Origin of the sequence: Polynucleobacter sp. MWH-Adler-W8 (assembly GCF_001889925.1) — a bacterium.
Lineage (GTDB): Bacteria > Pseudomonadota > Gammaproteobacteria > Burkholderiales > Burkholderiaceae > Polynucleobacter.
The window spans coordinates 98,995-117,311 of the sequence record NZ_LZFI01000001.1 but is presented as its reverse complement, the minus strand read 5'-3'; the positions used below and the strand labels follow the sequence as shown (position 1 = coordinate 117,311).

At 45.6% G+C, this 18,317-nt stretch carries 33 protein-coding genes; 2 read left to right on the top strand and 31 right to left on the bottom strand.

Annotated features, from left to right (window positions below):
- The first annotated feature begins 105 nt into the window (after window positions 1-105).
- Window positions 106-771 (top strand): ribosome biogenesis GTP-binding protein YihA/YsxC, encoded by a 666-nt coding sequence (yihA, locus tag AOC28_RS00655; protein ID WP_072582077.1) that lies wholly within the window; start codon window positions 106-108, stop codon window positions 769-771.
- Window positions 749-1,783 (top strand): porphobilinogen synthase, encoded by a 1,035-nt coding sequence (gene hemB / locus AOC28_RS00650; RefSeq protein WP_072582076.1) that lies wholly within the window; start codon window positions 749-751, stop codon window positions 1,781-1,783. The genes yihA and hemB overlap by 23 nt, the downstream gene beginning before the upstream one ends.
- A 17-nt stretch (window positions 1,784-1,800) precedes the next feature.
- Here hemB and dsbD read toward each other — a convergent pair whose 3' ends face one another.
- The 31 genes from dsbD to rpsJ form a co-directional block, all read right to left on the bottom strand.
- The gene (gene dsbD / locus AOC28_RS00645; RefSeq protein ID WP_072582075.1) at window positions 1,801-3,480 is read right to left on the bottom strand and encodes a protein-disulfide reductase DsbD; all 1,680 of its coding nucleotides are present in this window, start codon (window positions 3,478-3,480) and stop codon (window positions 1,801-1,803) included.
- Window positions 3,477-3,827: a divalent-cation tolerance protein CutA gene (cutA, locus tag AOC28_RS00640; protein WP_072582074.1), complete on the bottom strand. Its 351-nt coding sequence runs from the start codon at window positions 3,825-3,827 to the stop codon at window positions 3,477-3,479. The genes dsbD and cutA overlap by 4 nt, the downstream gene beginning before the upstream one ends.
- Before the next feature lie 69 nt (window positions 3,828-3,896).
- Window positions 3,897-4,289 carry a 50S ribosomal protein L17 gene (gene rplQ / locus AOC28_RS00635; protein ID WP_072582073.1) on the bottom strand — a complete coding sequence of 131 codons (393 nt, stop codon included), beginning with the start codon at window positions 4,287-4,289 and terminating at the stop codon, window positions 3,897-3,899.
- Between the two features lie 16 nt (window positions 4,290-4,305).
- Window positions 4,306-5,286 (bottom strand): DNA-directed RNA polymerase subunit alpha, encoded by a 981-nt coding sequence (rpoA, locus tag AOC28_RS00630; protein WP_072582072.1) that lies wholly within the window; start codon window positions 5,284-5,286, stop codon window positions 4,306-4,308.
- A 23-nt stretch (window positions 5,287-5,309) separates the two neighbouring features.
- Window positions 5,310-5,933 (bottom strand): 30S ribosomal protein S4, encoded by a 624-nt coding sequence (gene rpsD / locus AOC28_RS00625; protein ID WP_072582071.1) that lies wholly within the window; start codon window positions 5,931-5,933, stop codon window positions 5,310-5,312.
- Between the two features lie 118 nt (window positions 5,934-6,051).
- Complete coding sequence (gene rpsK, locus AOC28_RS00620) at window positions 6,052-6,459, bottom strand: 30S ribosomal protein S11 (protein WP_011901923.1); 408 nt, start codon at window positions 6,457-6,459, stop codon at window positions 6,052-6,054.
- An 18-nt stretch (window positions 6,460-6,477) separates the two neighbouring features.
- Window positions 6,478-6,843 (bottom strand): 30S ribosomal protein S13, encoded by a 366-nt coding sequence (gene rpsM / locus AOC28_RS00615; RefSeq protein ID WP_071464450.1) that lies wholly within the window; start codon window positions 6,841-6,843, stop codon window positions 6,478-6,480.
- Between the two features lie 24 nt (window positions 6,844-6,867).
- Window positions 6,868-6,984: a 50S ribosomal protein L36 gene (gene rpmJ, locus AOC28_RS00610; protein WP_012357167.1), complete on the bottom strand. Its 117-nt coding sequence runs from the start codon at window positions 6,982-6,984 to the stop codon at window positions 6,868-6,870.
- A gap of 35 nt (window positions 6,985-7,019) precedes the next feature.
- Window positions 7,020-7,238 (bottom strand): translation initiation factor IF-1, encoded by a 219-nt coding sequence (gene infA / locus AOC28_RS00605; protein ID WP_068320132.1) that lies wholly within the window; start codon window positions 7,236-7,238, stop codon window positions 7,020-7,022.
- A 4-nt stretch (window positions 7,239-7,242) separates the two neighbouring features.
- Window positions 7,243-8,580 carry a preprotein translocase subunit SecY gene (secY, locus tag AOC28_RS00600; RefSeq protein WP_072582070.1) on the bottom strand — a complete coding sequence of 446 codons (1,338 nt, stop codon included), beginning with the start codon at window positions 8,578-8,580 and terminating at the stop codon, window positions 7,243-7,245.
- Window positions 8,581-8,597: 17 nt separating this feature from the next.
- Window positions 8,598-9,038 carry a 50S ribosomal protein L15 gene (gene rplO, locus AOC28_RS00595; protein WP_071464448.1) on the bottom strand — a complete coding sequence of 147 codons (441 nt, stop codon included), beginning with the start codon at window positions 9,036-9,038 and terminating at the stop codon, window positions 8,598-8,600.
- Window positions 9,039-9,065: 27 nt separating this feature from the next.
- Window positions 9,066-9,254 (bottom strand): 50S ribosomal protein L30, encoded by a 189-nt coding sequence (gene rpmD / locus AOC28_RS00590; protein ID WP_046329387.1) that lies wholly within the window; start codon window positions 9,252-9,254, stop codon window positions 9,066-9,068.
- A 23-nt stretch (window positions 9,255-9,277) separates the two neighbouring features.
- Window positions 9,278-9,796 carry a 30S ribosomal protein S5 gene (gene rpsE, locus AOC28_RS00585; protein WP_011901917.1) on the bottom strand — a complete coding sequence of 173 codons (519 nt, stop codon included), beginning with the start codon at window positions 9,794-9,796 and terminating at the stop codon, window positions 9,278-9,280.
- A gap of 18 nt (window positions 9,797-9,814) precedes the next feature.
- A complete protein-coding gene (gene rplR / locus AOC28_RS00580; RefSeq protein ID WP_046329386.1) occupies window positions 9,815-10,168 on the bottom strand; it encodes a 50S ribosomal protein L18 in 354 nt (117 codons plus the stop codon).
- 13 nt (window positions 10,169-10,181) lie between these two features.
- Window positions 10,182-10,715: a 50S ribosomal protein L6 gene (rplF, locus tag AOC28_RS00575; protein WP_071464447.1), complete on the bottom strand. Its 534-nt coding sequence runs from the start codon at window positions 10,713-10,715 to the stop codon at window positions 10,182-10,184.
- Between the two features lie 10 nt (window positions 10,716-10,725).
- The gene (rpsH, locus tag AOC28_RS00570; protein WP_011901914.1) at window positions 10,726-11,121 is read right to left on the bottom strand and encodes a 30S ribosomal protein S8; all 396 of its coding nucleotides are present in this window, start codon (window positions 11,119-11,121) and stop codon (window positions 10,726-10,728) included.
- A 24-nt stretch (window positions 11,122-11,145) separates the two neighbouring features.
- Window positions 11,146-11,451 (bottom strand): 30S ribosomal protein S14, encoded by a 306-nt coding sequence (gene rpsN / locus AOC28_RS00565; protein ID WP_011901913.1) that lies wholly within the window; start codon window positions 11,449-11,451, stop codon window positions 11,146-11,148.
- A gap of 9 nt (window positions 11,452-11,460) precedes the next feature.
- Window positions 11,461-12,003 carry a 50S ribosomal protein L5 gene (gene rplE, locus AOC28_RS00560; protein WP_046329383.1) on the bottom strand — a complete coding sequence of 181 codons (543 nt, stop codon included), beginning with the start codon at window positions 12,001-12,003 and terminating at the stop codon, window positions 11,461-11,463.
- Between the two features lie 16 nt (window positions 12,004-12,019).
- Window positions 12,020-12,328 carry a 50S ribosomal protein L24 gene (rplX, locus tag AOC28_RS00555; protein ID WP_011901911.1) on the bottom strand — a complete coding sequence of 103 codons (309 nt, stop codon included), beginning with the start codon at window positions 12,326-12,328 and terminating at the stop codon, window positions 12,020-12,022.
- 9 nt (window positions 12,329-12,337) lie between these two features.
- A complete protein-coding gene (rplN, locus tag AOC28_RS00550; RefSeq protein WP_072582069.1) occupies window positions 12,338-12,706 on the bottom strand; it encodes a 50S ribosomal protein L14 in 369 nt (122 codons plus the stop codon).
- A 183-nt stretch (window positions 12,707-12,889) separates the two neighbouring features.
- Window positions 12,890-13,159, bottom strand: coding sequence for a 30S ribosomal protein S17 (gene rpsQ, locus AOC28_RS00545; protein WP_011901909.1), 270 nt, complete (start codon window positions 13,157-13,159; stop codon window positions 12,890-12,892).
- A 12-nt stretch (window positions 13,160-13,171) separates the two neighbouring features.
- Window positions 13,172-13,366 (bottom strand): 50S ribosomal protein L29, encoded by a 195-nt coding sequence (rpmC, locus tag AOC28_RS00540; RefSeq protein ID WP_068320118.1) that lies wholly within the window; start codon window positions 13,364-13,366, stop codon window positions 13,172-13,174.
- 14 nt (window positions 13,367-13,380) lie between these two features.
- The gene (rplP, locus tag AOC28_RS00535; protein ID WP_011901907.1) at window positions 13,381-13,794 is read right to left on the bottom strand and encodes a 50S ribosomal protein L16; all 414 of its coding nucleotides are present in this window, start codon (window positions 13,792-13,794) and stop codon (window positions 13,381-13,383) included.
- A gap of 2 nt (window positions 13,795-13,796) precedes the next feature.
- Window positions 13,797-14,624, bottom strand: coding sequence for a 30S ribosomal protein S3 (gene rpsC / locus AOC28_RS00530; protein ID WP_072582068.1), 828 nt, complete (start codon window positions 14,622-14,624; stop codon window positions 13,797-13,799).
- Window positions 14,625-14,632: 8 nt separating this feature from the next.
- Entirely contained in the window at window positions 14,633-14,965 is a 333-nt protein-coding gene (gene rplV / locus AOC28_RS00525) for a 50S ribosomal protein L22 (RefSeq protein ID WP_202816811.1), read from the bottom strand.
- Window positions 14,966-14,972: 7 nt separating this feature from the next.
- Window positions 14,973-15,251, bottom strand: a complete 279-nt coding sequence (gene rpsS, locus AOC28_RS00520; protein WP_046329379.1) for a 30S ribosomal protein S19 — start codon at window positions 15,249-15,251, stop codon at window positions 14,973-14,975.
- 20 nt (window positions 15,252-15,271) lie between these two features.
- Window positions 15,272-16,102, bottom strand: a complete 831-nt coding sequence (rplB, locus tag AOC28_RS00515; protein WP_072582066.1) for a 50S ribosomal protein L2 — start codon at window positions 16,100-16,102, stop codon at window positions 15,272-15,274.
- A gap of 2 nt (window positions 16,103-16,104) precedes the next feature.
- The gene (gene rplW, locus AOC28_RS00510; RefSeq protein WP_072582065.1) at window positions 16,105-16,419 is read right to left on the bottom strand and encodes a 50S ribosomal protein L23; all 315 of its coding nucleotides are present in this window, start codon (window positions 16,417-16,419) and stop codon (window positions 16,105-16,107) included.
- Entirely contained in the window at window positions 16,416-17,036 is a 621-nt protein-coding gene (rplD, locus tag AOC28_RS00505; RefSeq protein WP_011901901.1) for a 50S ribosomal protein L4, read from the bottom strand. The genes rplW and rplD overlap by 4 nt, the downstream gene beginning before the upstream one ends.
- 11 nt (window positions 17,037-17,047) lie before the next feature.
- Window positions 17,048-17,704, bottom strand: a complete 657-nt coding sequence (rplC, locus tag AOC28_RS00500) for a 50S ribosomal protein L3 (RefSeq protein ID WP_072582122.1) — start codon at window positions 17,702-17,704, stop codon at window positions 17,048-17,050.
- A 197-nt stretch (window positions 17,705-17,901) separates the two neighbouring features.
- Window positions 17,902-18,213 carry a 30S ribosomal protein S10 gene (rpsJ, locus tag AOC28_RS00495; RefSeq protein WP_011901899.1) on the bottom strand — a complete coding sequence of 104 codons (312 nt, stop codon included), beginning with the start codon at window positions 18,211-18,213 and terminating at the stop codon, window positions 17,902-17,904.
- Between the last annotated feature and the right edge of the window lie 104 nt (window positions 18,214-18,317).

The following is an 18,317-nucleotide window of genomic DNA, read 5'->3' as shown; positions in this document are numbered from 1 at the left end:
CTTGGCAAAAATTCCTAAAAGTGTTTGGGCCCTGCATTTACAACCTTTTACCCAACACCATGAGATATTTCATGATTTTGCGTGATTTTACAATAGCTTCTGGACATGTCTAAACTCTTTCAAGCCCGATTCGCCACTACAGTCAATGACACCCATTGTCTGCCTGCCACCCCGCTGCGAGAGGTGGCCTTCGCCGGCCGCTCAAATGCGGGCAAATCTAGCGCCCTTAACATCCTTTGCAACCAAAAAAGGCTAGCTTTTGCCAGTAAAACGCCTGGACGCACCCAACATATCAACTATTTCGGTGTTTTTGCAAAAGATGACCTGCTGGCTTATTTGGTTGACTTACCAGGCTATGGTTATGCAGCAGTCAATCACGAGACCAAATACCACTGGAATGCCCTTCTAAGTGACTATCTACAAGAGCGGGAGCAGTTAGTAGGCATGATCCTGATTGTGGACTCTAGACGCGGAATAACCGACCTGGATGAGCAAATGATTCAATGGTTTGTACCTACCGGCAAACCAATTCATGTTTTGCTGAGTAAGTGCGACAAATTGAATAAAAGCGAGTGTAAGCATGCTCTTGAGGCGGTCACTAAGCGACTGCAGCAGTATGACCCAGCCCTACCGGATGGAACAGGTGACTCCAAGCAACTTACGGCACAATTATTTTCAAGCACCAAACGGATTGGCCTAGAAGAGGCAGATAATTTAATTATTAAATGGCTATTTGAAGCAGAAACTCATGAAGATGAAATCACCAGCTAACTCATTGCTTAATTTTCCTGGACATCGTCCTCGCCGCATGCGTCGTGATGATTGGTCACGTCGCCTCATGCAAGAGAACAATGTTTCGGCCAATGATTTAATCTACCCCGTCTTTCTACTTGAAGGTCAAGGCAAATCCGAAGCAGTTGCCTCTATGCCTGGTGTTAACCGCCTTTCATTAGACTTACTCATGTCGGTCGCTCAAGAATGTGTAGATTTAGGCATTCCGGTACTTGCGCTTTTTCCTGTCATTGATGCGGCGTTAAAAACGCCCGATGGCAAGGAGGCCTTTAATCCAAAAGGGCTTATTCCTACGGCTGTTCGCGAACTCAAAAAACGTTTCCCCAATTTAGGCATCATGACTGATGTAGCACTTGATCCATATACAAGCCATGGTCAAGATGGCGTGCTCGATGAGCAAGGTCGTATTCTGAATGATGAAACAACCGCGATCTTAGTTCAGCAAGCGCTCACACAAGCAGAAGCTGGTGTTGATATTGTTGCACCATCAGACATGATGGATGGGCGCATCGGAAAAATTCGTGAAGCGCTCGAGCAAAAGAATTTAATTCACACCCGAATCATGGCTTACTCAGCTAAATATGCCTCTGCCTTTTATGGCCCCTTTAGAGATGCAGTTGGTTCTGCAAAAAACCTAGGTAAGGCCGATAAAAAAACATATCAAATGGATTGCGCCAATAGCGACGAGGCTTTGCGGGAGGTTGCTCTTGATATCAGCGAAGGAGCAGATATGGTCATGGTGAAGCCCGGTATGCCTTATTTGGATATCGTGCGTCGCGTCCGTGAAGAGTTTGACTACCCCACCTATGCCTATCAAGTAAGCGGTGAATATGCCATGCTCAAGGCTGCCGCACAAAATGGCTGGCTAGATCACGATGCTGTGATGATGGAATCGCTGCTCGCATTTAAACGCGCAGGTGCTGATGGTATTTTGACTTACTTTGCACTCGAAGCAGCGCGCCTACTTAAAAGAAACGCAGCAGGCAAATAAAAAACAAATTTGATTTTTTATTGAGTGCTTGCTGCTTGTTTTAATCGTTCAATAAAACGCTGGGGTGGCATGTAGCCAATCACACGTTGGTCTTTTAGCTCTTCTGAATTTTGATTAAAGATCAGAATTCCTGGGGGACCAAATAAACCGAAGCGCTTCAGTAATACCTGGTTCTCCGGGCTGTTTGCAGTAACGTCCGCTTGCAATAAGACAAACTGTTTTAGCTCTTTACTTACCTCTGGATTTGTAAAGGTACTTACTTCCATCTCCTTACAGCTAATACACCAGTCCGCATAAAAATCTAGGAGGACCGCTTTCTTCTCCTCTTTGGCTTTGCTTAATTGCGCATCCAACTCCGCAGGCGAATGAATCACCACAAAAGATAAATCACCTACTTGATGAATACTCTGGCCATTGACTGTTTTTGTGGTTCCCGCAAGATCATTTTTCTGGATCAATGGCGAGGCAATCCATACTGCCGTGGCGACCAGAAGAACTCCCAAGGTACGCTGCAAATAAACCATCCAAATACCCGTGGATGGAATCAGAATACGGGCCTCAATCGCAATAAAAAATAGTGGCAAACCCATTCCTAGGGCCATTACAAAAAGGAGTCCTGCGCCTAGGCTCATAGAGCCGGTTTGCGCAATAAAGGCCAAAACGCCCGCTAGGGGCGCAGTAATACAGGGGCTGGCCACTAAAGTAGAAATACCCCCCAAAGCAAAAGCGCCAAACACATTGCCGCCCTTTTGACGCCCTGCCAACCGATCTACATGGTGATGCCATGATTGCGGCAACCGAAGGTCATATAAGCCAAATAAACTGCCTGAAAGGGCTAAAAGTAATAGGGCAAAAGCAGCTAATGCGAAGGGACTCTGCAAAGCCCGCTGTACGCTCCCACCAAGGGCTGCCATAAGCACTCCTGCCAAGGCGTATACCAATGCCATACCAAAAACATAGGCCAGCGCTAAGATGCTGGCACGCCCCTTGGTTACAGCCTTACCGTCTTGAGTGCCAAAGATAACGCTCGACAAAATAGGCAACATGGGAAGGACGCAGGGTGTAAAAGCGAGCGCAAGCCCCAATACAAAGAAAGCTAGCAATAAATAAGCAGTTGAAGTGCTTTCTAAAAAGCGAGCAATAGCATTGACGTCATCACGCTCACGCCATAAATCAGCCAAGCTGAATTCGCCACTAGCCTGGGGGCTAGATAAAGGCATGCCATCTAAAGCATCTGGAATAGGGGCTACTTTAACCCCGGGACCTGCGAGTAAAAATTTCAGGGTCATAGGTGGATAGCAAATGCCTGCTTCCGCGCAACCTTGCAGTGTTACAGCTGCATGGATCGGCTTGCCATCGGCAGGCTTTATATCTAAAAGTACTAGGAAGGATTCTTTATAAACTTGCAGTTTTTTCTGAAAAGTCTCATCAAACTTCACCACACCCGTTGGCAATGAAGGCCTTATATTGATTAGCTTCTCGGCCTGCGTGCCCGCTTGAAACTTTAAAGATTCTTGATAGATGTAATAGCCTTTAGTAGGCAAAAATTCCAGCTCCACTTGATTGGAATTTTCCAACCAAGTAGCCTCCACTCGGAACGCTTTCTCTGGGGGCAAGAAATCCGGCGCAGCAAAAACTTGCGCGGACAGGAATAAAAATAGGGCAAAGATCTTTGCTACAAAGGAATGCATTCTCATGACTTCGAATTTACCTCAGACTGTACCCACTTGCCGTATTGCTTTTCATATTGCTCTGGAAAAAAGGCCAATATTTCTGGTAAGTCATAAGGATGCGCGCTTTGAATAAAGGCTGAAATTTCAGACCACTTTGATTCAGTCGTTTTTGCAGAAAGCAATACTTCATGCTCCTCGCAAACTTTACCCTCCCAGCGATAAATCGATTGAATGCCGTTTGTAAGCTGCACACAAGCGGCGAATTTTCTCTCCACCAAGGCTCTTGCCAAGGCTGTGGCAGCCTCCAGATTGGGAAGACTCGTAAGCACTACCAAAAGCTTACTGGAATTGGCTGGAGAGTTTTCAGACATTGTGTATTTATAACCTGATAAATGAAAAAAGCCAGACCGAAGCCTGGCTTTTTACCGTAACACCGAGACTTAAGCCTCTTCAGTTACTGCTGTTTCTTCAACTTCTGGGCGATCTACCAACTCAACCAAAGCCATTGGTGCATTGTCGCCATGACGGAAGCCAAACTTCAAAATACGAAGGTAGCCACCTGGACGTGTTGCGTAACGTGGGCCGAGCTCTGTGAAGAGTTTAGCTACGATATCGCGATCACGTGTGCGATTGAATGCTAAGCGACGGTTTGCTAAGTTGTCTTTTTTACCTAAGGTAATCAATGGCTCAACAACCATGCGCAATTCTTTTGCTTTTGGCAAAGTCGTTTTAATGACTTCGTGCTCCAAAAGTGAATTGGACATGTTGCGCAGCATCGCTAGGCGATGTGATGATGTTCTGTTTAGTTTGCGTAAGCCGTTTCCGTGACGCATGATGCTTCCTTTCTAATTATTTCTCGAGGTTCGCTGGAGGCCAGCTTTCGAGTTTCATGCCAAGACTTAAGCCACGAGCAGCCAATACATCTTTGATTTCATTCAAAGATTTGCGACCCAGATTAGGCGTCTTCAACAATTCATTCTCAGTACGTTGAATCAAGTCACCGATGTAGTAAATGTTCTCAGCCTTCAAGCAGTTTGCAGAGCGAACTGTGAGCTCGAGATCATCAACCGGACGCATCAACATTGGATCAACCATTGTTGAGCGGCTTGGTGCTAAATCACCAGAAACTTCGCTGCTCTCAAGAGCCGCGAATACAACCAATTGATCAACCAAGATGCTAGCTGCTTGACGAATTGCTTCTTCAGGAGACAACACACCGTTAGTTTCAATCGTCATTACTAAACGATCGAGGTCGGTACGTTGCTCAACACGAGCAGACTCAACAGCATAGCTAACACGACTTACAGGGCTGAATGAGGCATCCAACACAATACGACCAATGATCTTAGTAGCTTCGTCGCTGTACTGACGAACGTTACCAGGTACATAACCACGGCCTTTTTCAACCTTGATCTGCATGTCCAACTTACCACCAGCTGACAAGTGAGCGATCACATGATCAGGGTTCATGATTTCTACATCATGTGGCAAGTCGATATCTTTTGCTGTAACAACGCCTGGGCCTTCTTTACGCAAATTGATAGTAACTTCATCACGTGACTGCAATTTAAATACGATACCTTTGAGGTTCAACAAGAGGTTTACTACGTCCTCTTGAACTCCATCCAATGTGGAGTACTCATGAACAACACCGGCAATAGCTACTTCAGTTGGCGCATAACCAACCATCGAGGACAAGAGTACGCGACGTAATGCATTTCCGAGTGTGTGGCCATAGCCACGCTCGAACGGCTCCATAACAACCTTAGCTTGGTTGGCGGTAAGCGCTTCAACAGAAATAATCTTTGGCTTGAGCAAATTTGTTTGCATATTTTTTCCTTGAGAGTGCCTAATTAGCGTGAATACAATTCGACGATCAAACTTTCATTAATTTCACCACTAATATCTTCACGGTCAGGCACTTGCTTAAATGTTCCCTCGAGCTTAGCTGCGTCAACTGAAACCCAAGTAACAGCTGCCATTTGTCCAACCAAATTGAGTGATTCTGTAATACGCGCTTGCTTCTTCGCTTTTTCACGAATCGCAACTACATCACCAGGCTTAACCTGAATTGATGGAATATTGACAGGGCTACCATTGAGCAAAATCGCACAGTGAGAAACCAACTGACGTGCTTCAGCACGGGTAGAACCAAAGCCCATACGATAAACAACGTTATCCAGGCGTGATTCCAACAACTGAAGCAAAGTAGAGCCAGTATTGCCCTTGCGACGCTCAGCCTCGGCGAAGTAACGGCGGAACTGACGCTCCAAAATTCCGTACATACGCTTAACCTTTTGCTTTTCACGCAATTGATTGCCGTAATCAGATGTTCTTGAGCCAGATGTACGGCCATGTTGACCAGGCTTAGTATCTAACTTGCACTTGTCTGACAGGGCGCGACGTGCGCTCTTTAAAAATAAATCGGTACCTTCCCGACGTGCTAATTTGGCCTTAGGCCCTAAGTAACGTGCCACGATGCTTTCCTTTCTTTGCCGCAGTCTTACGACCGACGGTGAGTTCGCCTTTTAAAACAGGCGAACAGTGGGCTTTAATAAAAAACTACTGAAACTGTTGTACTGCCAACTTCCAAGCTTAAATACGACGACGCTTAGGAGGACGGCAACCATTATGTGGAACTGGAGTTACGTCTTGAATCTCAGTGATCTTGATACCTAATGAGTTCAATGCACGAACTGCTGATTCACGACCTGGGCCTGGGCCTTTGATCTGAACTTCCAAGTTCTTGATGCCGCATTCAACAGCTGCTTTACCAGCAACTTCTGCAGCTACCTGAGCAGCAAAAGGTGTTGATTTACGTGAGCCCTTGAAACCCTGGCCGCCAGAAGTTGCCCATGAAAGCGCATTTCCTTGACGATCAGTGATCGTAATAATGGTGTTATTAAAAGAAGCGTGAACGTGTGCAATACCGTCAGCAACGTTCTTTTTAACCTTCTTACGAGCGCGCTGTGAAGCGGCGGAAGCGGATTGTTGTTTTGCCATGTCAATAAACTTTCTTGATTATTTCTTCAGTTGCACGCCAGACTTACGCGGGCCCTTACGGGTACGAGCGTTTGTCTTAGTACGTTGACCACGTACAGGCAAGCCCTTACGATGACGTACGCCACGGTAGCAACCTAAGTCCATCAAACGCTTGATGCTCATAGTTACTTCACGACGAAGGTCACCTTCAGTGATGAACTTACCTACTTCATCACGCAACTTTTCCAAGTCAGCGTCAGTAAGGTCTTTAACTTTTTTATTGATTGCAACACCTGTGGTTTGACAAATTTTGTTAGCACGAGTTGTGCCAATGCCAAAAATAGCTGTTAAACCGATAACAGTATGTTGATGATTTGGGATGTTTACCCCAGCGATACGTGCCATGAGATTTCCTCTTAATTAACCAGATCAGCCTTGACGCTGCTTATGACGTGCGTCTGAAGAACAGATCACGCGAACAACGCGTTTGCGCTTAATGATCTTGCAATTTCTGCAAATACACTTAACGGATGCTAAAACTTTCATAACTCACCTCTAAAAAAATTGGTACTTCTTAATCTTTACTTCGCACGGAAAATGATTCTGGCGCGCGTTAGGTCGTAAGGAGTCATCTCCACCGTCACCTTGTCTCCCGGCAAAATACGGATGTAATGCATCCGCATCTTTCCGGAAATGTGCCCTAGAACCACATGTCCGTTTTCCAGCTTTACGCGAAACATCGCGTTCGGCAAATTCTCTACAACTTCTCCCGCCATCTGAATTACATCGTCTTTAGACATTCAGTTAAGCGCCCATCTTAAAGTTGGCTTTCTTCATCAAAGAGCCGTACTGCTGCTGCATCACGAATGACTGGACTTGAGCCATGAAATCCATTGCAACAACAACAATAATCAACAATGAAGTACCGCCGAAATAGAACGGCACGTTGTACTTCAATACTAAGAATTCTGGCAACAAGCAAACCAAAACCATATAAATTGCACCGGCCAAAGTTAAGCGCACCAAGATCTTATCGATATAACGCGCTGTTTGGTCGCCCGGACGAATACCAGGAACAAATGCGCCACTTTTCTTCAAGTTCTCAGCAGTTTCACGGCTGTTAAATACCAATGCGGTATAGAAGAAACAGAAGAAAATAATCGCTGCTGCGTACAAAATGGTGTACACAGGTTGACCGGGAGCTAAAGTCGCTGCTAAGTCTTTAATAATTCTGCTGAACATATTGGTTGGCTCACCTGATGTAAACCAGCCAGCAATCGTTGCGGGGAACAAAATAATCGATGAAGCAAAAATCGGAGGAATAACACCTGCCATGTTTAACTTCAATGGGAAGTAAGAAGATTGGCCGCCGTAAATCTTATTACCAACTTGACGCTTGGCGTAGTTCACCAAGATCCGGCGCTGACCACGCTCTACAAACACCACAAAATAAGTTACCGCTACTACGATCACAACGATCAAGAGAGCAGAAATAATATTCATTGAGCCAGTACGTACCAACTCTAACAAGCTTGCCAATGCATTTGGTAAACCAGAAACAATACCGCCAAAAATGATGATGGAGATACCATTACCCAAGCCACGCTCAGTAATTTGCTCACCCAACCACATTAAGAACATTGTGCCTGTTACCAAAGTAACTACTGTATTCAATTCAAACATCAAACCTGGGTTAATCACTAAACCTGGTTGAGCCTGCAAAGCAACGGAAATACCTAATGCTTGGAATGTAGCCAAGAATACAGTGCCGTAGCGCGTGTACTGAGTAATCTTCCGTTGACCTGCTTGGCCTTCTTTTTTCAAAGACTCTAGAGAAGGCACAACAATCGTCATTAACTGCATGATGATCGATGCAGAAATGTACGGCATGATTCCCAAAGCAAATACCGTGAAGCGAGATAAGGCGCCACCAGAGAACAAGTTGAACATTCCCAAGATGCCGTCTTTTTGACCAGAAAACAACTGTGCCAATTGATCTGGATCGATTCCAGGGACTGGAATATGAGCACCCAAACGGAACACGAGCAAAGCCAACACCAGAAAGACTAAGCGTTGGCGTAATTCGCCAAACTTACCACCTGTTGCTGCAGTGCTTGCGTTATTGGTAGGTGCTAATGCCATATCTACTAAAAGACCTATTAAACTAATTCAACCAATTTGCCGCCGGCTGCTTCGATAGCTGCTTTTGCGCCGGCAGTTGCTGTAATACCCTTGAGGGTTACAGCAATCTTGAGTTCGCCAGTCTTGATAACCTTAACTGCATTGATTTGCTCACCAGCAAAGCCGTGTGCCTTCAATACCAATAAGTCCACTTCTGGCAAATTGATTTTTGCTAAATCGTTCAATGTAATTTGACCAACGTGACGACGTGTCAAAGACACGAAACCGCGTTTAGGCAAACGACGATACATAGGCATCTGACCGCCTTCAAATCCAACCTTGTGGAAACCACCAGAACGGGATTTTTGACCTTTGTGACCACGGCCAGCAGTTTTACCAAGACCAGAACCAATGCCGCGTCCAACGCGACGACGGTTTTTCTTGGAGCCTTCTGCAGGTTTAATTGTGTTGAGTTGCATATTCTTCGCCTATTTACTTGCTAGTTATTAGCCAACGACTTTAACTAGATAAGAAACTTTATTAATCATGCCGCGAACAGCTGGAGTGTCTTCCAATTCAGAAACTGAATTGATGCGACGAAGGCCTAAGCCTCGTACAGTTGCACGGTGGCTTTCGCGTGTACCGATCAAGCTGCGTACTAATTGCAGTTTGACTTTGGAGTTAGTTGTTGTCATTTGTAGATTCCTAATTTTTGGTCTTAGCCGAGAATCTCTTCAACTGACTTACCGCGCTTAGCAGCAATCTCAGCAGGAGTACTCATTTTGCTCAAACCATCAATGGTTGCACGAACCAAGTTGTATGGGTTTGTAGAGCCAAGTGACTTAGCAACCACGTTTGTTACGCCCATTACGTCGAAAATTGCGCGCATTGGGCCACCAGCGATAATTCCAGTACCGTCTTTAGCTGGAGAAATCAAAACGCGTGATGCGCCATGTTGGCCAGTAACAGTGTGCTGCAAAGTACCTTTACGCAAAGTTACCTTGATCATCTTGCGACGAGCTTCGTCCATTGCTTTTTGAACTGCAACTGGAACTTCTTTTGATTTGCCTTTACCCATGCCGATGCGGCCATCGCCATCGCCAACTACAGTGAGTGCAGCGAAGCCGAGAATACGACCACCCTTAACCACTTTAGTTACACGATTAACAGCAATCATCTTCTCGCGAAGACCATCATCACGCTCTTCGTTTTGCATCTTAGTTTGCATTTTTGCCATGTTTTTTCCTAAACCCTATTAGAACTTCAGGCCGGCTTCACGCGCAGCTTCAGCTAAGGCCTTAATACGGCCGTGGTAACGATGACCGGAGCGATCAAATGCAACATCAACAATGCCTGCCTTAACAGCACGCTCAGCAACTAACTTGCCGATTTGTTTTGCCGCTTCAGCGTTGCCGCCGTTTTTGATTGCTTGGCGCAAATCTTTTTCCATTGTTGAAGCAGCTGCTACAACTTTGGTTCCGCATGGGCTATAAACCTGGGCAGAAATATGAGTATTGCTACGGATAACTGTTAAGCGATTTGCCAAAGCTTCGGCAATGCGAATACGAGTCTGCCTAGCGCGTCTTTGTCTGGATTCGTCTTTATTCATTTTTTAATCTCGCTTACTTCTTCTTAGTTTCTTTCAGATGCACAACCTCATCCACGTAGCGAACGCCTTTGCCTTTGTATGGCTCTGGTGAACGGTATGCGCGAACTTCAGCTGCGACCTGGCCAACTTGCTGCTTGTTGGAACCTTTGATAATGATTTCAGTTTGAGTTGGAGTCTCAGCCTTCACACCCTTTGGCAGGTTGTAAATAATGTCGTGTGAGAAACCTAACTGCAATTTCAATGTTTCGCCTTGAGCAGCAGCACGATAACCAACGCCTACCAAGCTGAGCTTGCGCTCAAAGCCAGCAGTTACGCCAACAACCATGTTGTTAACCAAAGCACGGGCTGTACCTGACTGTGCACCAGCTTCTGGTGAGTCGTTATTTAAAACAACTGTCAATACGCCATCTTCTTGTTTCAAACCAACAGAAGGATGCAAGTTGTGTGTCAAAGTACCCAATGGGCCTTTAACAGTAACGTTTGCACCGTTGATGCTGATTTCAGCGCCCTTGGGAACTGTAATTGGTGATTTACCTACGCGGGACATATTTCGCTCCTTAAGCTACGTAGCAAATAACTTCGCCGCCCACGCCTGTTGCACGTGCTTTACGGTCTGTCATTACGCCTTGAGGGGTTGAAATAATTGCAATGCCCAAGCCATTCATTACCTCTGGAATGTCATGACGGCCTTTATAGATACGTAGACTTGGTGTTGATACACGGTCAATACGCTCAATAACAGGACGGCCTGCATAATATTTGAGATCGATGTGGAGCACTGGCTTAGCTGCTTCACCTTTGATTTCAAAACTTTCGATATAGCCTTCATCTTGCAAAACTTTTGCGATGGCTACTTTTACTTTTGACGACGGCATCAAGACTACGGGTTTCTGCACTGCTTGCGCATTGCGGATCCTTGTCAACATGTCGGCGATTGGATCGCTGATACTCATGAGTTCTCCTAATTCTTTCGCCGCTTACCAGCTGGCCTTGGTTAAACCGGGGATTTCGCCACGGAAGGCGATTTCACGAATCTTGCTACGAGCCAAACCGAATTTACGGAATGTGCCACGTGGTCGACCGGTTAATGAACAACGATTTCTTTGACGAATCGGGCTTGCGTTACGTGGAAGTGCCTGTAGCTTCAAGCGAGCTTCATAGCGCTCTTCATCGCTGCGTGACTGATCAGCAATGATCGCTTTGAGTTCGGCACGCTTTACAGCGTACTTCTCTACAGTTTTTGCGCGCTTATTCTCGCGCTCAATTAGGGATAGTTTTGCCACGTTAGCCTCTTAATTGCGGAAAGGGAATTTGAATGCTGCCAACAAAGCTTTTGCTTCTTCGTCGGTTTTAGCAGTCGTCGTAATACTGATATTGAGACCGCGGAGGGCATCAATCTTGTCGTATTCGATTTCAGGGAAAATGATTTGTTCTTTAACGCCGATGTTGTAGTTACCACGGCCGTCAAATGCTTTACCAGAGATACCGCGGAAGTCACGTACTCGTGGCAATGCAACAGTAACGAAACGATCCAAGAATTCGTACATGCGTGCACCACGCAATGTCACCATGGCACCGATTGGGTAGCCTTGACGAATTTTGAAACCTGCAATCGCTTTTTTGGCTTTAGTTACAACTGGCTTTTGGCCCGCAACTTTAGTTAAATCGCCAACTGCATTTTCGATAATTTTCTTATCGTTCACTGCATCACCCAAGCCCATGTTCAGGGTAACTTTGGTGATACGTGGAACTTCCATTACAGATTTGTAACCAAATTTGGCGATCAAATCTGCAACAACTTTAGCTTGATAGTGTTCTTGAAAACGTGTGCTCATAATTTCTCCGTGCCCCTTATGCGCTTAAAGTTGCGCCAGTGGTTTTGAGGAAACGCTGCTTTTTACCATCAACGAGTTTGATACCAACACGTGATGGCTTGCCGTTACCGTCAACCACAGCCACATTAGAAATGTGAACAGGCATCGTCTTGTCAATCATGCCGCCAGTAACACCGGCCGCTGGATTTGGCTTAACGCTCTTTTTATAAATGTTTACGCCTTCGATCACTAACTTGTTCTCGAGAACGGCTGTAACAGTTCCTTGCTTGCCCTTATCGCGACCAGTCAACAGAACTACGGAATCACCTTTACGAATCTTTTTCATATCAGCCTCTTAAATAACTTCGGGGGCGAGAGAAACGATCTTCATGAACTTTTCAGTACGCAACTCGCGCGTCACTGGTCCAAAGATACGTGTGCCAATTGGCTCTAACTTAGCGTTGAGCAATACCGCAGCGTTGCCATCAAACTTAATCAATGAACCATCTGGACGGCGAACACCCTTAGCAGTTCTCACTACTACGGCGTTATAAATGTCACCTTTTTTAACACGGCCACGTGGAGCAGCAGACTTAACGCTGACTTTGATGACATCACCGATACTGGCGTAACGACGCTTAGAGCCGCCCAATACCTTGATGCACAACACTTCACTGGCGCCTGTGTTATCGGCAACCTGTAATCTACTTTCGGTTTGTATCATTTCTAATCCCCAACTTATTGGCCAAAGGCAAACAGTCTTGGTTCCGTCTATGGGCTTTAACGAGAGTTAAAACCCGGAATTAATGAAAAACACTGCTTCTCCAATAAAACCAGAGAAGCCTTCTATTCTACTACGTAAAAAAGGGATTTGGGAAGAATCTTCACCAAAATCCCCAATATTTCTTTAAATACCCTTTGAAGCCTCAACCAAACGGGTCACAACCCAAGATTTAGTGCGTGAAATTGGCTTAGATTCAGCAATTTCAACGGTATCACCCATCTTGTATGTGCCAGCTTCGTCATGAGCGTGGTACTTTTTAGATTGGCCAACGTATTTACCAATCACTGGATGCTTAACTTGACGCTCAACCAACACCGTCACAGTTTTTTGCATTTTGTCGCTAACAACGCGTCCCACGAGGGTGCGGCGCAAGGGTTTAGATAATTCTGTCATATCCCTTTTTCCTTATTTCTGTGCAGTCTTTTGGGCGATAAAAGTCTTCACACGAGCGATGTCGCGCTTATTTTTACCCAATTGGCTGGTATTTGTGAGTTGCTGAGTGCCTTTTTGCATACGGAGCTTGAAACCGGTCTTTAGCAACTCGGTTAACTCTGCATTCAATGCATTCAGATCTTTTGACGCTAATTCTGTATTTTTCATAATCTCTATCCCGATCAACCTAAGTGGCGAATCACGAAAGTGGTCTGTAAAGGCAACTTAGCAGCAGCAAGCTTGAAAGCTTCGCGCGCCAATTGCTCGTCAACACCGTCCATCTCGTAGAGCACTTTGCCTGGTTGAATTTCAGCTACGTAGTACTCTGGATTACCTTTACCGTTACCCATACGTACTTCAGCAGGTTTTTGTGAAATTGGCTTATCTGGGAAAATACGAATCCAAATACGGCCACCACGTTTAATGTGACGAGTCATTGCACGACGTGCTGACTCGATTTGACGAGCAGTCAAACGACCACGGCCAACGGCCTTCAATCCAAAGTCACCAAAGGCTACGGAACTACCACGTGTTGCCACGCCAGTGTTACGACCTTTTTGTTCCTTACGATACTTGCGACGCTTTGGTTGTAGCATGCTTACTCTCCTGACTTCTGCGTATCTGCGGCAGGTGTTTCAACCTTACGCACACGCTTTACTGCTGGCTTAGCAGCAACTAATGGCTTGTCTGTGCCAGCGGCTGGTTTACGAGCAGCTGTCTTGCTTGGGGCACGACGAGTTTTCTTTTCTTCGGCAGCTGGTTCAGCGGATGGAGCAGCTACTTGAGCTTCTGCACCACGACCCAATGTGTCGCCTTTGTATACCCAAACTTTTACACCAATGATGCCGTAGGTTGTTTCAGCTTCTGATGTAGCGTAATCAATATCAGCCTTCAATGTATGAAGTGGAACGCGACCTTCGCGATACCATTCGCGACGAGCAATCTCAGCACCATTTAAACGACCTGATGACATGATCTTGATGCCTTGTGCGCCAAGACGCATTGCATTTTGCATTGCACGCTTCATCGCACGACGGAACATGATACGTTTTTCGAGCTGCTGAGTAATTGAGTCAGCAATTAATTGCGCATCAACTTCTGGCTTACGAATTTCTTCGATGTTCACGTGAACTGGAACGCCCATACGCTTTTGCAATTCGCGGCGGAGAACTTCAATATCTTCACCTTTTTTACCGATTACAACGCCTGGACGTGAGCTATAGATTGTGATGCGTGCGTTCTTAGCAGGACGCTCGATCACGACTTTGCTTACGGATGCATTCTTCAGCTTCTTCTTCAAATAGATGCGGACATCTACGTCTTCTTTCAGCATCTTTGCGAAATCAGTATTGTTTGCATACCAACGTGATGTCCAATTCTTCGTAACCGCGAGTCGGAATCCGGTTGGGTTTATCTTTTGTCCCATATCTTTCCTTAGTTACTCAAGGTCACGGTAATGTGACATGTTTGTTTTTCAATTTGATTACCACGACCCTTAGCGCGTGCTGTGAAGCGCTTCAAGGAAGTGCCTTTATCAACAATAATTGTTGAAACCTTGAGCTCATCAATATCAGCACCTTTATTGTGTTCAGCGTTGGCCACTGCAGACTCAACAACTTTTTTCACAATGAAGGCAGCTTTCTTGGGGCTGAAATTCAAAATGTTTAATGCGCGTGCAATTGGCAAACCACGAATTTGGTCTGCGACCAAACGTGTCTTTTGCGCAGAAATGCGGGCGCTCTTGTGAATAGCTTTAACTTCCATCATCATCCCCTTACTTCTTCGTTACTTTCTTGTCAGCGGCGTGACCTTTGAAAGTACGGGTCAAGGCAAATTCGCCTAACTTATGACCCACCATGTTTTCTGATACATAAACCGGAACGTGTTGACGACCGTTATGCACAGCAATCGTCAGACCAATGAAGTCTGGGAGGATTGTTGAACGGCGTGACCAAGTTTTGATCGGCTTTTTGTCTTTGTTGGCTTGTGCGACTTCAACCTTGTTTACCAAGCTGGCTTCGCAAAATGGGCCTTTTTTAGCTGAACGTGTCATATCTATTTTTCCTTAATCGCTTAACGCTTTTGACGACGTTGAACGATCATCGATGTTGTACGCTTGTTACGACGTGTACGATAACCTTTGGTTGGAGTGCCCCATGGAGATACTGGTACACGGCCTTCGCCAGTTTTACCTTCACCACCACCATGTGGGTGATCTACTGGGTTCATTGCCACACCGCGAACGGTTGGGCGAATACCACGCCAGCGATTTGCACCAGCTTTACCGATAACACGCAAGCTGTGCTCTTCGTTACCAACTTCACCAATAGTGGCGCGGCACTCAATCAGAACACGACGCACTTCGCCTGAGCGCAAACGCACTTGAGCGTATACGCCTTCACGGGCTAGCAACACTGCTGAACCACCGGCTGAGCGCGCTACTTGAGCACCCTTACCTGGCATGATTTCTACACAGTGAATTGTGCTACCAACAGGAATATTACGGATTGGCAAGTTATTGCCAGACTTAATTGGAGCCTCTGAACCACTCATCAAGGCTTGACCAACAGTCATTCCTTTAGCTGCCAGAATGTAGCGGCGCTCACCATCAGCAAACACGATCAATGCAATATTTGCACTACGGTTTGGATCGTATTCCAAGCGTTCAACTTTTGCTGGAATACCGTCTTTGTCATTGCGTTTGAAATCAACCACACGATAGTGATGCTTATGACCACCACCTTTATGACGGGTAGTGATGTGACCATTATTGTTACGACCCGCTTTTTGGAATTGTGGCTCTATCAACGCTGCAAAAGGTTTGCCCTTGTGCAGGTCAGGATTTACCACCTTGACCATTGAACGACGACCTGGTGAGGTCGGTTTTGTCTTCATCAAAGGCATGATTAATTCGCCTCCGCTTCAAAGTTAATTTCTTGACCTGGCTTCAAGCTTACGTAGGCCTTCTTAGTGTGGTCACGACGACCCTCAAAACGGCCATAGCGCTTAGGCTTACCCTTTTGATTCACGATCTGAACAGAGTCAACTTGCACTTTGAAGAGCAATTCAACTGCTTGTTTTACATCGAGCTTATTTGCGTCGCGAGCTACTTGGAAAACTACTTGTTCGTTTTTCTCTGCAACCATAGTGGCTTTTTCAGAGATAACCGGTCCAAGCAGAACCCTCATTAGATTGTGATCATTTTTACGGACTTGGCTCATTTCAGCAACTCCTCAATTTTTGCGATCGCAGCTTTGCTAACCAATACTTTTTTGTATTGGACCAAAGCTAATGGATCAGCGTGCTGTGGCTCACATACAGCAACTTTATGCAAGTTACGTGAAGCCAAGTACAAATTCTCGCTAACCTGATCAACAATAATCAAGACTGAATCCAAGCCCATTGCTTTAACTTTGTCAGCTAAAACTTTAGTCTTTGGAGCGTCAAGAGAAAATTGATCAACAACATTCAAACGACCTTCGCGAGCTAACTGAGACAAAATAGATCTCATACCAGCGCGGTACATTTTCTTGTTTACTTTTTGGCTGAAATTCTCTTCTGGAGAATTCGGGAATATACGGCCACCTCCACGCCACAGCGGGGAAGAGCTCATACCAGCACGTGCACGACCAGTACCTTTTTGACGCCAAGGTTTCTTGGTTGTGTGCTTAACTTGCTCACGGTCTTTTTGTGCACGGTTACCGCTACGTGCATTAGCTTGGTAAGCCACTACAACTTGGTGTACCAATGCTTCGTTATATTCACGTTCGAATACTTCTGGTGAAGCTTGTACGCCTGCACCTAAAGTACCGTTGTCTTGGAGAAGCTTAAGTTCCATATTCGCTCTCCTTATTTCTTCTTCAACGGTGTTTTAACCGCTGGAGTAACAATAACTTTACCGCCTGGGGCACCTGGAATAGCGCCTTTAACCATGATCAGATTACGTTCTGAATCAATGCGTGCGATGACTAAATTTTGAACTGTACGTGTAACGTCACCCAAGTGACCGGTCATACGCTTACCAGGGAAAACACGACCTGGATCTTGCGCCATACCGATTGAGCCTGGTACGTTATGTGAACGTGAGTTACCGTGGGATGCACGACCAGAAGCGAAGTGATAACGCTTGATGGTACCTGCGTAGCCCTTACCGATAGACACGCCCTGAACGTCCACTTTTTGACCAGCAGTAAATGCAGTGTCAGCAGGAATTACTTGTCCTGGCGTCATTTCTGCGATTTTTGCTGCGTCTAATTGGAATTCGTTGAGGCCGTTACCTGCCATCACACCAGCTTTGGCGAAGTGACCAGCCATTGCCTTAGTAACGCGAGTAGCTCTACGTGTGCCATGTGCTAACTGGATAGCATCATAGCCATCAGTTGCCTGGGTCTTGATTTGAGCGATTCTGTTGTCGCTCACGTCAATTACGGTCACAGGGATTGAATCCCCTTCGTCCGTAAATAGACGGGTCATGCCGACCTTGCGGCCGATTAAGCCTAAGCTCATATTCATGCTCCACGCCGACTTCGATTGGTCGGCAAAATTAATTTAAGTGATTTACAAGTAAAAGTACTTCTAAATCAATAACTTACAACGTTTTTAGTGCTGATAAAACTAAGATTTTCACCCAAATAATTGAGCGAAGCCTTAGATTCTATCCCGAAAACCCAGTCTTGACAAGCAAAAAGACCGGAAACAACAAATTATTGCAACTTAATTTCGACGTCCACACCTGCTGGGAGGTCTAATTTCATCAAAGCATCTACAGTTTTCTCTGTAGGATCAACGATATCCATCAAACGGAGATGGGTGCGGATCTCTAACTGATCACGGGATGTCTTGTTCACGTGTGGTGAACGCAAGATATCAAAACGCTCAATACGGGTTGGCAAAGGTACTGGACCCTTAACAACTGCACCAGTACGCTTAGCTGTATCAACGATTTCAGCTGCAGACTGGTCGATTAAACGGTAATCAAATGCTTTAAGGCGAATACGAATTTTTTGGTTTTGCATATTAATTCCAAAGAGCGTTGTGGTGCTGCCACGTTATACATCTAAAGAGCTCGGTGACATCAGCAGCACTGATGTCACCGGTTAGCAAACCGCTAAATATTTTT

Coding starts and splice junctions, on each gene's coding strand:
- yihA (WP_072582077.1), top strand. CDS start 106: ATGTCTAAACTCTTTCAAGCCCGATTCGCCACTACAGTCAATGACACC.
- hemB (WP_072582076.1), top strand. CDS start 749: ATGAAGATGAAATCACCAGCTAACTCATTGCTTAATTTTCCTGGACAT.
- dsbD (WP_072582075.1), bottom strand. CDS start 3,480: ATGAGAATGCATTCCTTTGTAGCAAAGATCTTTGCCCTATTTTTATTC.
- cutA (WP_072582074.1), bottom strand. CDS start 3,827: ATGTCTGAAAACTCTCCAGCCAATTCCAGTAAGCTTTTGGTAGTGCTT.
- rplQ (WP_072582073.1), bottom strand. CDS start 4,289: ATGCGTCACGGAAACGGCTTACGCAAACTAAACAGAACATCATCACAT.
- rpoA (WP_072582072.1), bottom strand. CDS start 5,286: ATGCAAACAAATTTGCTCAAGCCAAAGATTATTTCTGTTGAAGCGCTT.
- rpsK (WP_011901923.1), bottom strand. CDS start 6,459: ATGGCAAAACAACAATCCGCTTCCGCCGCTTCACAGCGCGCTCGTAAG.
- rpsM (WP_071464450.1), bottom strand. CDS start 6,843: ATGGCACGTATCGCTGGGGTAAACATCCCAAATCATCAACATACTGTT.
- rpmJ (WP_012357167.1), bottom strand. CDS start 6,984: ATGAAAGTTTTAGCATCCGTTAAGTGTATTTGCAGAAATTGCAAGATC.
- infA (WP_068320132.1), bottom strand. CDS start 7,238: ATGTCTAAAGACGATGTAATTCAGATGGCGGGAGAAGTTGTAGAGAAT.
- secY (WP_072582070.1), bottom strand. CDS start 8,580: ATGGCATTAGCACCTACCAATAACGCAAGCACTGCAGCAACAGGTGGT.
- rplO (WP_071464448.1), bottom strand. CDS start 9,038: ATGCAACTCAACACAATTAAACCTGCAGAAGGCTCCAAGAAAAACCGT.
- rpmD (WP_046329387.1), bottom strand. CDS start 9,254: ATGACAACAACTAACTCCAAAGTCAAACTGCAATTAGTACGCAGCTTG.
- rpsE (WP_011901917.1), bottom strand. CDS start 9,796: ATGGCAAAAATGCAAACTAAGATGCAAAACGAAGAGCGTGATGATGGT.
- rplR (WP_046329386.1), bottom strand. CDS start 10,168: ATGAATAAAGACGAATCCAGACAAAGACGCGCTAGGCAGACTCGTATT.
- rplF (WP_071464447.1), bottom strand. CDS start 10,715: ATGTCCCGCGTAGGTAAATCACCAATTACAGTTCCCAAGGGCGCTGAA.
- rpsH (WP_011901914.1), bottom strand. CDS start 11,121: ATGAGTATCAGCGATCCAATCGCCGACATGTTGACAAGGATCCGCAAT.
- rplE (WP_046329383.1), bottom strand. CDS start 12,003: ATGAGCACACGTTTTCAAGAACACTATCAAGCTAAAGTTGTTGCAGAT.
- rplX (WP_011901911.1), bottom strand. CDS start 12,328: ATGAAAAAGATTCGTAAAGGTGATTCCGTAGTTCTGTTGACTGGTCGC.
- rplN (WP_072582069.1), bottom strand. CDS start 12,706: ATGATACAAACCGAAAGTAGATTACAGGTTGCCGATAACACAGGCGCC.
- rpsQ (WP_011901909.1), bottom strand. CDS start 13,159: ATGACAGAATTATCTAAACCCTTGCGCCGCACCCTCGTGGGACGCGTT.
- rpmC (WP_068320118.1), bottom strand. CDS start 13,366: ATGAAAAATACAGAATTAGCGTCAAAAGATCTGAATGCATTGAATGCA.
- rplP (WP_011901907.1), bottom strand. CDS start 13,794: ATGCTACAACCAAAGCGTCGCAAGTATCGTAAGGAACAAAAAGGTCGT.
- rpsC (WP_072582068.1), bottom strand. CDS start 14,624: ATGGGACAAAAGATAAACCCAACCGGATTCCGACTCGCGGTTACGAAG.
- rplV (WP_202816811.1), bottom strand. CDS start 14,965: ATGATGGAAGTTAAAGCTATTCACAAGAGCGCCCGCATTTCTGCGCAA.
- rpsS (WP_046329379.1), bottom strand. CDS start 15,251: ATGACACGTTCAGCTAAAAAAGGCCCATTTTGCGAAGCCAGCTTGGTA.
- rplB (WP_072582066.1), bottom strand. CDS start 16,102: ATGCCTTTGATGAAGACAAAACCGACCTCACCAGGTCGTCGTTCAATG.
- rplW (WP_072582065.1), bottom strand. CDS start 16,419: ATGAGCCAAGTCCGTAAAAATGATCACAATCTAATGAGGGTTCTGCTT.
- rplD (WP_011901901.1), bottom strand. CDS start 17,036: ATGGAACTTAAGCTTCTCCAAGACAACGGTACTTTAGGTGCAGGCGTA.
- rplC (WP_072582122.1), bottom strand. CDS start 17,704: ATGAGCTTAGGCTTAATCGGCCGCAAGGTCGGCATGACCCGTCTATTT.
- rpsJ (WP_011901899.1), bottom strand. CDS start 18,213: ATGCAAAACCAAAAAATTCGTATTCGCCTTAAAGCATTTGATTACCGT.